Source organism: Acinetobacter dispersus (assembly GCF_009884975.1).
GTDB classification, from domain to species: Bacteria; Pseudomonadota; Gammaproteobacteria; order Pseudomonadales; family Moraxellaceae; genus Acinetobacter; species Acinetobacter dispersus.
In genome coordinates this window covers 461,046-476,624 of the sequence record NZ_CP041970.1, presented here as the reverse complement: position 1 = coordinate 476,624, position 15,579 = coordinate 461,046, and the positions used below count along the sequence as shown (strand labels likewise).

The 15,579-nt window shown below is 40.3% G+C and carries 12 protein-coding genes and 1 tRNA gene; 4 read left to right on the top strand and 9 right to left on the bottom strand.

Annotation, left to right across the window (positions count from 1 at the left end):
* Positions 1-3: 3 nt before the first annotated feature.
* Positions 4-1,326 carry an SGNH/GDSL hydrolase family protein gene (locus tag FPL17_RS02035; RefSeq protein WP_159882845.1) on the bottom strand — a complete coding sequence of 441 codons (1,323 nt, stop codon included), beginning with the start codon at positions 1,324-1,326 and terminating at the stop codon, positions 4-6.
* 121 nt (positions 1,327-1,447) lie between these two features.
* On the opposite strand from FPL17_RS02035, the gene FPL17_RS02030 reads away from it, so the two are divergent.
* A complete protein-coding gene (locus FPL17_RS02030) occupies positions 1,448-2,350 on the top strand; it encodes a LysR family transcriptional regulator (RefSeq protein WP_159886753.1) in 903 nt (300 codons plus the stop codon).
* Between the two features lie 256 nt (positions 2,351-2,606).
* Here FPL17_RS02030 and FPL17_RS02025 read toward each other — a convergent pair.
* The 7 genes from FPL17_RS02025 to efp form a co-directional block, all read right to left on the bottom strand.
* Positions 2,607-2,683 (bottom strand) — tRNA-Val (locus FPL17_RS02025).
* 35 nt (positions 2,684-2,718) lie between these two features.
* Complete coding sequence (locus FPL17_RS02020; RefSeq protein WP_159882844.1) at positions 2,719-4,704, bottom strand: transglutaminase TgpA family protein; 1,986 nt, start codon at positions 4,702-4,704, stop codon at positions 2,719-2,721.
* Between the two features lie 2 nt (positions 4,705-4,706).
* The gene (locus FPL17_RS02015) at positions 4,707-5,624 is read right to left on the bottom strand and encodes a DUF58 domain-containing protein (protein ID WP_159882842.1); all 918 of its coding nucleotides are present in this window, start codon (positions 5,622-5,624) and stop codon (positions 4,707-4,709) included.
* A gap of 13 nt (positions 5,625-5,637) precedes the next feature.
* A complete protein-coding gene (locus tag FPL17_RS02010) occupies positions 5,638-6,597 on the bottom strand; it encodes an AAA family ATPase (protein ID WP_159882840.1) in 960 nt (319 codons plus the stop codon).
* Between the two features lie 78 nt (positions 6,598-6,675).
* Positions 6,676-6,978, bottom strand: coding sequence for a YbdD/YjiX family protein (locus FPL17_RS02005; RefSeq protein WP_005183197.1), 303 nt, complete (start codon positions 6,976-6,978; stop codon positions 6,676-6,678).
* A gap of 2 nt (positions 6,979-6,980) precedes the next feature.
* On the bottom strand, positions 6,981-9,083 hold the full coding sequence (locus FPL17_RS02000) for a carbon starvation CstA family protein (protein ID WP_005183198.1): 2,103 nt from the start codon (positions 9,081-9,083) through the stop codon (positions 6,981-6,983).
* A gap of 359 nt (positions 9,084-9,442) precedes the next feature.
* Positions 9,443-10,012 (bottom strand): elongation factor P, encoded by a 570-nt coding sequence (efp, locus tag FPL17_RS01995; protein ID WP_004808248.1) that lies wholly within the window; start codon positions 10,010-10,012, stop codon positions 9,443-9,445.
* Between the two features lie 354 nt (positions 10,013-10,366).
* Here efp and epmB point away from each other — a divergent pair, with 354 nt between their 5' ends.
* The 3 genes from epmB to FPL17_RS01980 are packed head-to-tail and all read left to right on the top strand — an operon-like array spanning position 10,367 to position 15,226.
* Positions 10,367-11,383, top strand: coding sequence for an EF-P beta-lysylation protein EpmB (gene epmB, locus FPL17_RS01990; protein ID WP_004808250.1), 1,017 nt, complete (start codon positions 10,367-10,369; stop codon positions 11,381-11,383).
* 13 nt (positions 11,384-11,396) lie between these two features.
* Positions 11,397-13,151 carry a hypothetical protein gene (locus FPL17_RS01985; protein WP_005183214.1) on the top strand — a complete coding sequence of 585 codons (1,755 nt, stop codon included), beginning with the start codon at positions 11,397-11,399 and terminating at the stop codon, positions 13,149-13,151.
* Positions 13,133-15,226 carry an EAL domain-containing protein gene (locus FPL17_RS01980; RefSeq protein ID WP_159882838.1) on the top strand — a complete coding sequence of 698 codons (2,094 nt, stop codon included), beginning with the start codon at positions 13,133-13,135 and terminating at the stop codon, positions 15,224-15,226. The genes FPL17_RS01985 and FPL17_RS01980 overlap by 19 nt, the downstream gene beginning before the upstream one ends.
* Positions 15,227-15,324: 98 nt before the next feature.
* On the opposite strand, the gene rpmE is transcribed toward FPL17_RS01980, so the two are convergent.
* Positions 15,325-15,549, bottom strand: coding sequence for a 50S ribosomal protein L31 (gene rpmE / locus FPL17_RS01975; protein WP_005145945.1), 225 nt, complete (start codon positions 15,547-15,549; stop codon positions 15,325-15,327).
* Positions 15,550-15,579 lie beyond the last annotated feature (30 nt).

Below are 15,579 nucleotides of genomic sequence, written 5' to 3'. Positions count from 1 at the left end.
GGCTCAATGCTCCGTTAATACTTTTGGAAATTTATTCTGTACGGCTTTTAGCTCAGGCAATACTGCATGAAGGTCAACAGCCTCAGCCATTGCATGGTTACCGACATCCCCTAAATGCAAATGGTCACCAGAATCAAAACGTGCGGCTATCTGTGTTGGTTTTTGGGGATCTCGTATTACAGCATCAAAATCAATCACAGCATCAAATACACCACTATGGCGAATCCAATCATTTACTTGTTGACGTAAGTTCTCCTTATCTTGTTGATAATAATTATCTAGTGGCGTCTTTGGTAATGCCCCTTTAAAAGGAGTCAATGTTGCAGCAATCACACGAACACCCCGAATATGTGCTTGTGCTACTAGTTGGCTATAACCTGCAGTTAAAGCTTCTAAAGTCGGCTTTTTTGAGGTCTTGGCAAATGCAGTACCAGGCCAAGAAATATCATTAATTCCCAGCATTATAATCATGCTACTTACCCCAGGTTGAGCCAATACGTCCCGATCCAATCGAGCCAACGCATTCATCCCCATGCCATCAGACAATAATCGCCCACCTGAAATCCCAGCATTTACGACTGCAACACCATGTGGTACTAAACGCTTGGCAAGATAGTCAGGCCATCGTTTATCTTGATCTAAACTTGCAGTTGCACCATCAGTAATAGAATCACCCATAACTACAACTAAGGGTGTTGATTGTGCTATTTCAACTTGGATGTCCGTCAGCAATGGCCGAGCTGTCGTGCTTGTCATAACATCAACACCTTTAAATGTTGATGATGCTGTCTGATCACCTGCAACAATCCAACCCGTCTGGCGACCATCCCAATGAAATGTACTGATTGGCGTTTGATTTGGCAGATAAATACTCACTGCCATTTGAGCTAATGCGGGTAATGTTAATGGCACAGGATCACTTATCACTGATGCACCAGCAGCAATAGTTACACCTGCTTTTCCCGAGAAAGTTACCATCTGCAAACCATCAACTGACATAGCTCCATCTTGCTGTGGACGAGCAATAGTTGCTTTACCAATAATAATTGGCTGTTGACCATAAGTATTAGAGAGTACAATTCTGAAACGTTTTCCACCTACGCTAATTCGTGCAATCTGACGCACAGTCTGGTCATGTAGTGATACTGGCAAGTTAGTAGGAAACAGAAAATCTGTTCCCCACACGGGTTGAGGGCTTGCTTGCCAGGTTGCTACCCAAGATGACATATCTTCTGCAAGTGCTGATTTACTCAGCAATGTACTGCCACCCGCCATTACAACAACCGTCAAAGCTATTGAGACAAGGGATTTAGTACGAGAATTCATCACATTATTCATAACAGTAAATTAATAACTCTTCGAAGATTAAATCATAAATTTAAAGTCAATATTGGAATAGATAGACTCATGGAATATAATTTATGAATTAAATTCACAAATAATGATTATGGCTCGACAAGACATCAATCGCTCTGGGGAGCTAGAAATATTTATTCGAGTCATTGAGTTAGGTGGTTTTTCTGCTGCTGCTCGTGCATGTGGTATGACACCCTCAGCTGTCAGCAAATTAGTTGCACGTCTAGAGAAGCGTTTAGGAACTCGATTGCTTAATCGCTCAACTCGGCAACTTCAGCTCACCCCTGAAGGCTGTGCTTTTTATGAGCGAGGCATACGTATATTGGCAGATCTAGAAGAAGCAGAACGCTGTGCCAGCGAACACAGCACACCAAAAGGTAGATTACGTGTAAATGCCAATGTACCTTTTGGTCATTACTTTTTACTGCCATTAATCCCTGAATTCTTACAATTACAACCTGACATTACATTGGACCTTGTACTCTCCGACGAAGTCATTGATATTTTAGAGCAACGTACAGATGTGGCCGTGCGTGCTGGCCCACTAAAAAGTTCTAATCTAATCGCACGTAAGCTAGGTAGTACACGGAAAATTATTGTGGGTGCTCCAAGCTATTTGGCATGTAAAGGGACACCGACAACTCCATATGAACTCATAAAACATAATCTTTTAGGCCCCAACTATGTACGTGTACAAACAGGTTGGCCTTTTCACGTCAATGGTGAAAAGCTTACTATTCCCATCACTGGTAATACACAAGTGAGCGATGGCGAAGCTTTGCATAAGTTAGCCTTATCAGGTCTTGGTCTAGCTCGCTTAGCTATTTTTCAGGTACAAGATGACATTGCAGCAGGACGATTAGTTCCGATATTGGAAGCCTTTAATCCAGGTGACGTTGAAGAGGTACATGCTGTCTATGTTGGCCAAGGTGGTCATTTACCATTAAGAGTCCGTGCTTTTTTAGATTTTTTAGCGGATAAAGTCATAATTTAAAATATGTAACTGATCCATTGAGATACAAAATCAGCGATGTTGTGCCTGATAGTGGATGCTTCTTTATTGCTGTTCATTTCATATGGCATGATACGAACTTGTATCATGAGTTAAGTATTCAGCCATGATACAAGAATTTTACTTCTGTATAGATTTAAGAGCAGCTATAGAAAGGCATAAAAAAAACCCTAAATCGTTATGATTCAGGGCTTTGGAGTTCATGTAACTTCATAAAAGTTATATGACTTTAATATCTTGGTAGGTATATCCAGACTCGAACTGGAGACCTCTACGATGTCAACGTAGCGCTCTAACCAACTGAGCTATACACCTAGAATGAGAAGCATCATATTCATTTTTTCTGCGCTTCACAAGTTTTTTTGAGATTGTTTCAGTGCAATTGCGCAGTCTTTAAGCAAGCACTTAAAATCTTGAGTATTTACGCTATTCTGCTGCTCTAAAAAAACAATTTGTTGATATAACACAATCGCTTGTTCAAATACCTGTTTGTCTTCAACTTGCGTTGCCAAACGCTGCATCCACACTTGAAAAGTTTCTGCAGGTTGCTTTTGCAGATTTTTGGGCAGTTTCTTTTGAAATTTGAATATAGCTTTTTGATAGCTGTGTTGCTGCCTTGTTTGCTTCCACCAATAGATACCCACATATACCAGCAAAATAGCGAATACACCAACAATCAGCACAATCGCATATGCATAACTTGAATCTAGTCCTAAGCGAGATAACCAGTTCTTCTGTTTTTCTGCATCATAACCAACTACTTTGCTTTGCCATTGATAACTTAAATAATCACTCCAAATCCGCATATTTTTTAGAAATTTAAATTGTTGCAAACGCCAAGCTTTACTTTCATCTCCCCATACAGTTTGATCTTGTGCCAAATAATCCTGCATACCCGTATCAATTCGTTGCGGTGCAATCATGGCTGTTGGGTCAATTCTTTTCCATTTTCCATCTAGATAGACCTCACTCCAAGCGTGCGCATCCAGTTGACGAACCTCCCAACTCTGCCCATCAGGCGCCAATTGTCCACCTTGATAGCCCGTCACTACTCGTGCAGGAATACCTGCATAGCGCATTAACATGACAAAACTAGATGCATAATGCTCACAAAACCCTTTCCGGCTGGAAAACAAGAATTGATCTATACGATCACCGCCTAAAGTCCCTGGCGTCAAAGTGTATACAAAACCATTTTTTCTATACCACGACAACACAGATTGTAGATATTGTTCAGGTTGCTTTTGACTTTTTTCAAACAGCTCATGCGCCAATTGCTGCGCTTTAAGATCCCGCCCCTCATCAAAATTAAGATTTAACTCAAGTTGTCGCGGTGATAAGTAAACCTTTTCAGTCGACATGCGTCCTAACCACAACATTTGTATCGGTACATTACGCTTGATCAGCTTAGATGGGCGAATACTATTGTCTTGATATAACTGTAAATAACGTTCCCGTGGAATCGAATATTCCAAACCCATGATCCAATTGGCTTGCTCATCTGCTGCTAAATATTGATAAGGCACGCTCCTTGGAGTTGACCGTACACTTTTAATTTGCTGATTGAAAAAACTGCTGGTCCATGTGGTTCCATCATATTGATCTAAAACCAAAGCTCTCCAATACAATTCTGGTCTGCTTGGAAACTGCGACATATCTGCCACCACCCGAAAAGCCAATGCTGAAGATTGCGATAATTGCGCAATATCTCCAGGCGACATCCGGTCACTGATTCCTGTCGTAGCCTGATCCTTCTGAATTGGAACCGCCCAAAGCGGTGGCAATCGAGGAAAGAAAATAAATAAAATGAGAAAGAAAGGAATTGCTATACCAACAAATTTAAAAATTTGCTTCACATCTTGTTTAAGTTGGTTTGATGATAGTTTCGTTTGATTAAACAACCCCGTCTGTATCCGATACAAACCCAATAAACACATCACGAAGGCTGTAAATACAATCAGTGCCATCCAAAAAGCTTGGCTATGTAACAATAGGCTGGCACTGACAAATAGAGCAAAATTAAAGACAATCAATAAATCACGGGTGTTTTTAGCTTCTAAACATTTGGCAAATAAACAGGTACTTAAAAAGGCGACGCCCGCTTCTACTCCAAGGATGGTTTGATAATTGATATAAACGATACCTAAAGACAATAGAATAAAAAACACCAAAAACCATTTAGGAAAAGGCACCCAGCTCTGCTTACGATATCTGCGAACCAATAACAGCCAAACTACCGCCCATAATCCCGTTAAAGCAGCAGGTGCAAAAGCGGTTTGCCCAAGTAATACAAAAGCTAAGACAGCTAAAACACAGAAGTAGATTTGCTTAGTCATCATTATGCCTGCGCTAATAAAAGTTTTGCCTTAATTAACTGAGATTGTCCCTGCCCACTTTCCAAGCGTGCATGCGGCAAAATAAGTGCATAATCATCACCTAACTGTTCACATTGCTCGACCAAACCCATCATAAAGCTTAATTTATCTTCATGGCTTTGAGCTGGGATCTGCTGATAGTCAATTTCCAGATGCTGGTGATTGGCCTGAGCTTCAAAGATTTTGGTCAGAAATCCCTGCCCACGTGCGACCTGTTTCCATGCCACATTTTGATAAGAATCACCGTGTTGAAAGCTACGTAACTCTTTAAACTCATCTAAGCTATCTTGGGCAGAAGTTGGCTTATTTTTATGTTCTTTCTGCCAGTCATAGCCCTTTGGGGCGACCCAGACTTTATGTTTTGGATATAAATAAGTCCATGCGCGGACTAATCCTAAGGGATAAGTAGAATAAATTTTAATGGTCTCAAATTCATAAAGTCCGCGTTTTTCTGCGATAACAGGCAACTCAATGCCATGCTGGGTTTGATCTAGATAAACCAATTGCTCTTGAGTTTGCCACTGGATCCTTAGATAACGTGCAGAACGAACAGGTTGTTTAAATAGCAGCTTTAAAATGATTGCTTGATCGACTTGTCCGACTTCAGGAAGCACAATATCAATTTGTAAATCATGTAATTGCTTAAAGGTCAGATAAAAACTAATGCACAGAATGGCGCTGATTAGAAAGCAAAATCCTAAAATCAGATTGTTTGCATAGTTAATTCCAGCAATAAAGGTAATTAGAATCAGGACCAGATATAGAAAGCCTTGCTTATAGATAAAAACCAAAACGTCCTTTTGTCGCAAGATTTTACTGCGATCCACTTGGAAACGTTTTGCGATCCATTGATTGACCTGTTGTTTAAGTCCAGTTTGCATAGTCTGTACTCACCTACATTGCATCAACTGACTGCAACAGTTGTTTTACCTCCATCTCACCCAAACTTAAACGATGTGCAACCACAGCCACAAATACCGTTTGTACATCATCCGTGGTCACGAAGCTACGCCCTTCAACCAACGCATAGGCTTGTGCTGCAGCTTTCAATGCCAATACTCCACGTGTAGACAGGCCATGGCGTTGCTTACGTGTTTCAGCAGCTAAGTCTAAAATATAATTAAGTACGGCGTCACTGAGGAAGATCTGTTTGGCCAATTCACGTAAATGCAAAATATCGGCTTGGTTAAACACAGCATCTAATTGATGAATCAAGACTTGGCGTGAGCTTTGTTGTAACAGTAATTTTTCTGCTTGACGAGATGGATAACCCAATGACAATCGCATCAAAAAGCGGTCTAGTTGAGACTCTGGCAACGCATAAGTTCCACTTTGAAAGAGTGGGTTTTGCGTAGCGAGTACCCAAAAAGGTTGTGGCAACTCATAATGCACGCCATCTACAGTGACAGCCCCTTCTTCCATCGCTTCCAACAAAGCACTTTGAGTTTTGGGACTACAGCGATTAATTTCATCTGCGAGGAGAATTTGGGTAAAAACAGGACCTTGCTTAAATTCAAATACATGTTCTTTCTGATTAAAAATATTGATGCCAATCACATCACTGGCCAACATATCATTGGTGAATTGAATCCGCTGAAAATGTAATCCAGCCAAACGCGCCAAGGCACTGGCTAAGGTTGTTTTACCAAGTCCTGGTAAATCTTCAAACAATACATGACCACCTGCCAGCAAACAGGTCAGTGCCAGTTTGGTTTGTTGCGGCTTATCTAAAATGAGCTGATTGACTTCAATTAAAAATTGCTCAATCTTTTGACCAAAGCTTTTAATATCTAGTTCTAATGCTTGATTTTGTCGTTTTTTGTCTTGAACTGAAGCTTGATCCGTGCCCCACATAATTTTATCCCCAAAATAAAACAGTGCATGTTTCAACATACACTGTTTTGGTTTTTTTTCAACGAAATCAATTGATTTCTAGCAAGGGCATTTTTTCATATTACCGCCCGCAGAAGGATAACGTGCATCGATACAATGACGATAAAATGTCTTTGCATCCATCGGGGTTAAATCTGGATGATGCGCTTTCATATGCTGCACATAGGTTTCGTAGTCAGGCACACCGACCATCAAACGAAAACTCTGCTGCAAACGTTGCCATAACACAGCAATCCGTGACCAATTCTTGGGTGATAACAGCAAATGTTTTTGCGACATGATGGTGAATTTAATAATCTTCACAATCACTGCGCTGCCTCGTCGAGCAATTTTAAAATCCATCGCTACTCTCCTTTGATGCTATTCGCAGTCATCGGGGTTTCTGAATAAACTGCTGGTGCCTCGTTCACTGTTGGTGTAGGGCTCGCCAATGCTCTGCGTACAATACCAATCGAAGCAATGATCATCACAATCGCAACAATCATAAAGAAGCCACACAGTGCAGCATTGATCTGATTTGACATTACAATCGTTTGCATTTCAGCAACGGTTTTGGCTGGTGCAAGCACCTCACCACGCGCAATTGCATCCGAGAAACGATTCGCTTGTGCAAGGAAGCCAATTTTTGGATTTTCATGGAAAATCTTTTGCCAACCTGCTGTCATTGAGGTAATGAATAAGAAAATCGTCGGGACGATCGTAACCCAAACATACTTCTCTTTCTTCATCTTGAATAAAATGACGGTTCCTAAAATTAAAGCCATCGAGGCAAGAATCTGGTTACCAATACCAAATAACGGCCATAATGAGTTAATCCCACCAAGCGGATCAACCACACCTTGGTAAACGAAGAAGCCCCAACCTGCCACCGCGACAAAGGTCCCAACCAAGTTCCCAAAGAATGAACTCGATTGTTTAATCGCTGGAACCACGATACCTACTGTATCCTGTACCATGAAACGACAAGCACGTGTACCCGCATCTACCGCAGTTAGAATAAATAATGCTTCAAACAGAATCGCAAAGTGATACCAGAATGCCATCATTGAGCGGTTGTTGAAAATCTCTGAAATGATATGTGCCATACCAATTGCAAATGTAGGCGCACCACCTGTACGAGATAAGATTGAACTCTCACCGACTTCCTGAGCCAATAAGGTCAACATTTCTGGACTCACCACGAAACCAAGATTACGCACAGCTTCCGCAGCAGTCTCTACCGAGGTTCCTAAAACTGCCGCTGGTGCATTAATTGCAAAGTAAATGCCTGGATCGAGTACTGTCGCACAGATCATTGCCATGATGCCGACGAAAGATTCCATCAACATACCACCATAACCGATCATACGAATATTGACTTCGTTATCGACCAATTTAGGTGTTGTACCTGATGCAACCAAGGCATGGAAACCTGAAATCGCACCACAGGCAATGGTAATAAATAGGAAAGGAAATAAACTACCCGCAAATACAGGGCCTGTACCATCAACAAAATGGGTCACTGCTGGCATTTTCAAATCAGGCATCGCAAAGATAATCCCGATCGCCAAGCCTGCAATCACACCAATTTTAAGGAAGGTTGATAAGTAGTCACGTGGTGCTAATAACAACCAAACCGGTAAAACAGAGGCGATAAAACCATAAATAATTAAGGCCCATGTCAATTGAGTACCACTGAGGGTAAATAACTGCCCCCAATATGGATCTTTTGCAACATCCCCACCATATACAATTGCCGCCATCATCAATACAAAACCAATGATAGATACTTCTGCAATTTTCCCTGGGCGTAGATAGCGCATATACACGCCCATGAATAAGGCGATTGGAATGGTTGCAGCAATACTGAACACACCCCATGGGCTATGCGCCAATGCTTTCACCACGACCAAAGCCAGCACAGCAAGGATAATAATCATCACCCCCAACGTACCTAGCATCACAATCACACCCGCAAAAGTACCGAGTTCTTGTTTTGCCATTTCGCCTAGAGAGCGACCATCACGACGTGTGGAGATAAATAAAACCAGAAAATCTTGTACAGCACCCGCAATCACCACACCGACTAAAAGCCAGATGGTGCCAGGTAAGTAACCCATTTGCGCTGCGAGAATTGGACCGACTAAAGGCCCTGCACCTGCAATCGCGGCAAAGTGATGACCGAATAAAACGAACTTATTGGTCGGAACATAATCCAGACCATCTGCGAGACGATGAGCTGGGGTTAACCGTTTAGGATTTAATTCAAAAACTTTGTTTGCAATAAATAAACTATAGAACCGATATGCAATGCTATATACACAGACTGCGGCAAGAACTAACCAGACCGCATTAACATGCTCACCACGACTAACCGCCAAGATCCCAAATGAAATTGCCCCAACGATGGCAACCAAACTCCAAAGGAGTTTCGAGGGAAGTGTTGACTTTGCTTGTGTTGTCTCCATTCAAAACCTCTCAAATACATAATGCGTGGTTAGGGTCTGTTGACATTTCACTTTACGAGCTATAGCTATCATTGCGACAGAGAACATTTTTAGAAGACATAAAGCATGTCTTATGCAATTTAGCTATTCTAAATAATGAGTAGCGATTACAGCTACGCAAGATAATGTAGTGGCAACAAAAAATGTCAGCAAGCCCTATTAGATTTCCCTTTCCATATTTTCTGTAGAAGAAATATCTTTGTAAGTTTACCTTCTAGCTTCAATTATTTATCTAATACTTTGGCATAAAAAAAGGGATGATTGTTTAATCATCCCTTCGATAATTGTATATCTTGAGTAGCTTGGCTACTCATTCACAATTATGCACGTTCTAGGTAGTCACCAGTACGTGTGTCTACACGAACGCTTTCTTCTTGCTGTACGAATAATGGAACACGTACAACTGCACCTGTTTCAAGCTTCGCTGGCTTACCGCCACCGCCAGAAGTATCACCACGTACACCTGGATCAGTTTCAATAATTTTCAACACAACAAAGTTTGGTGGATTTACGTTCAAAGGTACGCCATTGAATAACATGATCGTACATTTTTCATTTGAATCATCTTTTAACCATTTCGCAGCATCGCCCATTGCTGTTTTATCAGCAGCAATTTGCTCGAAAGATACAGGATCCATGAAGTTCCACATTTCGCCATCGTTGTAGAGGTAATCCATTTCAACTTCTACAATATCAGCTGCTTCTAAAGAATCACCTGATTTGAATGTTTTTTCTAATACTTTACCAGAGCGAAGGTTACGTAATTTCACACGGTTAAACGCTTGACCTTTACCTGGTTTTACATATTCATTTTCCATGATTGAACATGGGTTACCATCAAGCATAACCTTAAGGCCTGCTTTAAAATCATTTGTAGAATAATAGGCCATGAAAGGCGCACTCCAAACTTAAAAATCAAATCTTATGGGCTTGTTTAACATTCATATTTGGTTGCGACAGAGGAGATTTTTTCGACGATACAAGGCATGGATGGTGAAATTTAGTTATTCTAAATGAACCATACATAACGCAGTAGCTACAAAAAATATCCCTGTCCCGTAGGGTTATGGCTAAAATTTCCTCATACTTCGTTATGAAACTTGGCAAGGGAATAGCCATTCCCTACGTTTCACGCCTCGCATGATTAAATTTTAACCAATAACGCAATTCATATATGAACGTTAAACAAGCCCCAATGCTAGACTAGGCACACAGCTGCGGCTAACACTATTTTTACGTATGGCATGATAAACTATTTACATCAAGAGCAAAACTGGCAATCACAACTCAGTGACCTAATTACTGATCCTTTAGAGCTGTTAAATCTGCTTGAGTTATCTACCGATCAACTATTATCAGGGGCAATCCTCGCCTCTGAACAGTTTAAATTGCGCGTCCCGCGTGCATTCGTCGGAAAAATGACCGTTGGCGATCCGCTTGACCCTCTGCTACTACAAGTTTTACCCCATCATCTCGAATTGGAAGAACATCCTGAGTTTGTGACAGATCCTTTAGGTGAAGAAGCAGCAAATCAAATGGCGGGAGTTCTACATAAATATCAATCACGTTTTTTGTTGACCTTAACTGGTGCATGTGCGATTCACTGTCGCTACTGTTTCCGTCGTCATTTCCCGTATCAGGAAAATCTTCCTAAAAATGACGATTGGTTAAATATCAAACAGTATATTGAGCAAAATCCACAAATCAATGAAGTAATTTTGAGTGGTGGTGACCCCCTTACGCTAAACAATCGAAAAATTTCATTGTGGCTAGAACGAGTCGCATCTCTCCCTCAGATTAAGATATTGAGAATTCATTCACGGGTTCCGATTGTGATCCCGAATCGTATTGATGAAGAGCTGATTTCTATATTAAAAAACAGTAGGCTACGTATTGTAGTAGTGGTACACTCAAACCACGCAGCTGAACTCGATGATTTCACTTGCTCGAAGTTGCTACAGTTATCATTCCAGCATATAACCGTTCTTAATCAGGCAGTTTTGCTCAAAGGTGTGAATGATTCTGCAGAAACTTTAAATGCATTGAGTAGCCGTTTATTTGAAGCACGAGTAATGCCCTATTACCTTCATGTTTTGGATAAAGTTAAAGGTGCTCAGCATTTTGATTTAAGATCTTCAGAGATAGATCAGATATACAGTGATGTATTAGCGAGTTTACCAGGATATCTCGTCCCGAAACTCGTCAGGGAAATTGCGGGCGAAAAAAATAAAACACCGCTTTTTGGGGTTCAAACATTCTGAGATTGATAACACAATGATGAATAATGCTTTTTCGGATATTTTCCAAATTCCAACAGTCTTAAGACGGGACAAACTTAGCTTTTGTGATACCAATTCTAAAAGTCTCAATGAATGGATTTCAAATCTATCCATTATGCAGTTGGGTGATACCTCCAAAGCACTGTTTGCAGCTCTGTTAGAGCTGAGTGAATTAGAATGTTCGGAAACTTTACGTTTTGACTTGGTTCAGGTTCTGCATCCGACTATTGAAAATGTTTTAGGTAGCCTAGAAAAGAACTTTTTTAATCAGGGTGTGATTAGCTCAGATCGGAATGAACATATCATTGAACTGGCAATGTTATTGCGTTGCTACTTCGCAGCAATCTATATCAATATTGTGCGTCGCAGTAATGATCAACTTGATCAGCAAAAGTTTTCTATTTTCGCACTGAATCAAAAGAAAAATCTGCAAACGGCGAGAACCTTAGCCACCTTTCAATCGCTACAGCAATTAACCCAACTTCTCTATCAGCAACATATGTTGTATAGCGAACCAGTTGCTGGACAATGGTTAATTGCCCATCAGCTCTATGATGCAGCAGTGACACATAAATATCAGCATACCAACTTAGATCAGTCTCAGGGCAAACCAAGTTCGATTACCAATATTACGCAGGCCTATGCTCAACTGATCTTGATGGATATTTTTAATACCAATCAAATTCGTCAATCTGAAATACAGGCTCTGTTTCAGTGTAGTTTTGACTGGGCAAAAATGGTTCAGATTCTGGCGAAGGAAACCGACCTGACCAAATATGTAGTTGATACCAGCAAAGACCATCCACCGATTTATAATAAAAAGCAAAGTTCTGGCTTCAACCCAAACATCTTTATCAGCACACATAGTTTGTTGGATCATGTCACAGCAACACTTCATAAAAATGCTGAATACATTTCCAAGAATGAAAAAATCTATTTAACACCAGCACTAAAGTTTCATGTGCAAACCATCTTAGGTACAACTGCAGAACGTCGACATGAGCGTTATGAATATTCAGCGCAACTGCATATCTGCTTTGGTCTGCTGACCGCTCACTTCTATTTATCTAAAGCTAAAAACTTTTCCGAAACGTTATTATTAGATCATGGTTATGGCCTGCAAAACGAATCAAAGTTTATGTCGGCTTGGGATAAAAAAAGTACTTCAGATAATCAGGAATCAGCTATTCAGCGCTTGAGCCGTGAAAGCAAAGCCGTTTACCAAGCAGATATACTCGATATCAGTGTGAACGGTTATCGTATTAAATGGTCAGGAGAAGCACCGAAAAACCTAAGAACAGGCGAATACATATTAGTCAAAGAAACATCACATGGACACTGGCGTGGAGGAGTAATTCGTTGGCTCAAACAATCGAGCGAGAAAAGTTTAGAACTTGGTTTAGAAGTATTAGCGCAGGAAATTTTCCCTTGCGCGGTTCGCATACAGGCGGATCGACATGTCAGCAACTATCATCCAACACTTTTATTAAAAAACCAAAATTTGGATGAAACAAAAACAACCTTAATTTTACCAGGTTCACAAATTTTTAGAGAACACCAAGCTGTTCATTTAAGATTGGGGAAAGAGGAAGTCAAAGTGTATTTATTAAACGCACAATTAATTACCCAGAGTTTTGTTCAATTTGAGTTTGAACTGCTAAATGATGAGGAACTCCCTGTTCTTCAAAAATATATGGCACAAAAAAATATGGACACAATTGATCAAGATTTATGGGAAGCATTAAAGTGAGAAATTCTTTACTCTCTAAGAAACTCAAACGGACGGAAACCCGTTTACTGATTATTGATGATAACCAATTACGTTATAATCAAATTGCAGCAATTTTTACGGCACAAGACCATCAAATTCATGCGACATTGCTGGATGATCTTAAAACATTTGAGAAACAGCTGAATTTACCATGGGATATTGTCATTTTTGGTCGTGCTTATGACCTAAAAATTGAACAAACACTTTCTTTGATTCAGGCATCATCACAGCCGAGCCTACCTGTACTACTGTTAGAACCAGATGACTATAATGCTGATCAATATCAGACCTATATTCATAAAGGTATCTATGATGTATTAAACCTTAAATCTCCAGAAAAATTCTACATCAGCATCGTCCGTGCGCTTTCCTATAGCCGCCTAGTACAAGCTGAACATCGTTTATTAAACGAATTGGAAGCAGCACAGTCTCAAGCGCAGTCTTTAGTTGCAGAGAGTCACAAAGCTGTTGCCATTTTACAGGAAGGTATTCATATCAATGTGAATGCTGAATATGCCAATCTCTTTGGTTTCAGCAATGAAGATGAGCTGATTGGTCTACCTATTCTAGACGTGTTACAACCCGAAGATCTAAGTCAATTTAAACTTCGATTTAAAAAGATTTCTCAAGGGCAATTCGAGCATGGTAGCTTTGAGCTCCGCACCCAGAATCCAACAGTAAAAATTAATCCATTACATCTTGAGTTTTTACCTTCAGGTAATGAAGAAGAAATTCAACTGAATATCGAATGCGGCATCCCCTCTCAAGCTATAGCTGCGACACCAGCTGCAGCTGTTACTTCTGAAAAAGTATCAAATTTAAATACAGCGTTTCAGCAGATTAATCGGCAATTGACCAATCACCCTGCCAATGCCAATGCAGTCGTACTATTCAGTCTGAGTAGCTGCCCAAATGAAGTCTTCCAAACAGACTGGCGCGGAACAAAAGCTTATTTTTCCAATATTCAGAACTTTATTAAAGAACAAGTGAATGTCCCTGTTTATCAGGTTGATAGCGCGATATATGTTGCTTTATTTCAAGCTGAATCTAAGAACGTATTAAACTCGCTTCTGATTGGCTTAAATAGCTTGCAAAAGCCACAACTTTTATCGACAGCACAACACACCTTCCCCTTGCATCTTAAGCTGGGCTATTGCGAACTTGCACAAGCAATTCCAGATGAAGCACGCTTTGAACAAATTCTCAGCAAAGCATTTGCGGAAGGATTGCCAGTCTTTAATACGCCAAAAATTGATGCGGATATTGGTCTCACCACAGAACATATTCCAACAGCAGTTCAATTAACTTTATTACAAGGGCTGAAACAGAAACTTGATACAGGTGATATTCATCTTAAATATCAACAACTCTATGATAAGCAAGATCAACACACCCATACTTATGAAGTTTCTGGTGGCTTCATCTTTGATAATCAATGGCAGGATTTAAGTGATCTTGGCGATCTGAAAGATGATCCTGAGTTATCCATTCAACTTGATCGCTGGATACTTGTAGAAGCTTGCAAGCAATTACACAACTTTATTACTCAATATCCAAAAGCCAAGCTGATTGTAAACCTCAACCATCATGTGCTGTTGAATGATAAGAAGTTGCCTGAATTGGTTGCCAAGTTACTGACTATTATTGGCAGTAAACAAGCCCACCCATTGATTTTACAGTTCTCAGAACAGGCACTTCAACAGAACTTATCTCAAGCCCAACCACAAATTGCCTTACTCCGCCAACACGGCGCAGAAATCTCGATTCGTGGCTTTGGTGATTCCTTATATAGCGACACCATGCTACAACAAATTGATGTTCAGTATTTGAGCTTGCATAGCAAACTAACCAAGATGCTAAGCTCAGATAAAGACATGGCAACATTACAAGAGAAAATCCTGCACTTTATTGGTCAAAAGCCAGTGGAAATTTTCTTGATGGAGCTCAATGACATGAATCTATTTGCAAATGCATGGAATGTAGAGGCTCGCTACCTACAAGGTAACTATTTCCAGAAAAAACTTGATCGCTTAACGGATGTACAGGATCAATAACGCCTTCTCAATATTGAGGAACTACTGCAAGTTCCTCAATAAAATAACCTACAGGCATAAAAAAACGGGCATATTGCCCGTTTTTTTCTTTCTTGATATTAACGTTTGATAGAACGTGACATACCAGAGAAACGTTGTTTGAATTTGTCGATACGGCCGCCAGTGTCCACATTCTTTTGTTTACCAGTATAGAATGGGTGGCAAGCTGAACATACGTCAAGGTAAATTGTTTCTTTACCAAGAGCAGATTTAGTTTCGATTACGTTACCACATGAACAAGTAGCAACTAAGTTTTCGTATTTAGGGTGAATATCGGCGCGCATGCTCGATGCTCCTATTTAGTAAGAAAGGCT

What these genes read in the sequence shown, in the direction of transcription:
- FPL17_RS02035 (WP_159882845.1), bottom strand. Translation starts at nt 1,326, where the DNA reads ATGAATTCTCGTACTAAATCCCTTGTCTCAATAGCTTTGACGGTTGTT.
- FPL17_RS02030 (WP_159886753.1), top strand. Translation starts at nt 1,448, where the DNA reads ATGGCTCGACAAGACATCAATCGCTCTGGGGAGCTAGAAATATTTATT.
- FPL17_RS02020 (WP_159882844.1), bottom strand. Translation starts at nt 4,704, where the DNA reads ATGACTAAGCAAATCTACTTCTGTGTTTTAGCTGTCTTAGCTTTTGTA.
- FPL17_RS02015 (WP_159882842.1), bottom strand. Translation starts at nt 5,624, where the DNA reads ATGCAAACTGGACTTAAACAACAGGTCAATCAATGGATCGCAAAACGT.
- FPL17_RS02010 (WP_159882840.1), bottom strand. Translation starts at nt 6,597, where the DNA reads ATGTGGGGCACGGATCAAGCTTCAGTTCAAGACAAAAAACGACAAAAT.
- FPL17_RS02005 (WP_005183197.1), bottom strand. Translation starts at nt 6,978, where the DNA reads ATGGATTTTAAAATTGCTCGACGAGGCAGCGCAGTGATTGTGAAGATT.
- FPL17_RS02000 (WP_005183198.1), bottom strand. Translation starts at nt 9,083, where the DNA reads ATGGAGACAACACAAGCAAAGTCAACACTTCCCTCGAAACTCCTTTGG.
- efp (WP_004808248.1), bottom strand. Translation starts at nt 10,012, where the DNA reads ATGGCCTATTATTCTACAAATGATTTTAAAGCAGGCCTTAAGGTTATG.
- epmB (WP_004808250.1), top strand. Translation starts at nt 10,367, where the DNA reads ATGATAAACTATTTACATCAAGAGCAAAACTGGCAATCACAACTCAGT.
- FPL17_RS01985 (WP_005183214.1), top strand. Translation starts at nt 11,397, where the DNA reads ATGATGAATAATGCTTTTTCGGATATTTTCCAAATTCCAACAGTCTTA.
- FPL17_RS01980 (WP_159882838.1), top strand. Translation starts at nt 13,133, where the DNA reads ATGGGAAGCATTAAAGTGAGAAATTCTTTACTCTCTAAGAAACTCAAA.
- rpmE (WP_005145945.1), bottom strand. Translation starts at nt 15,549, where the DNA reads ATGCGCGCCGATATTCACCCTAAATACGAAAACTTAGTTGCTACTTGT.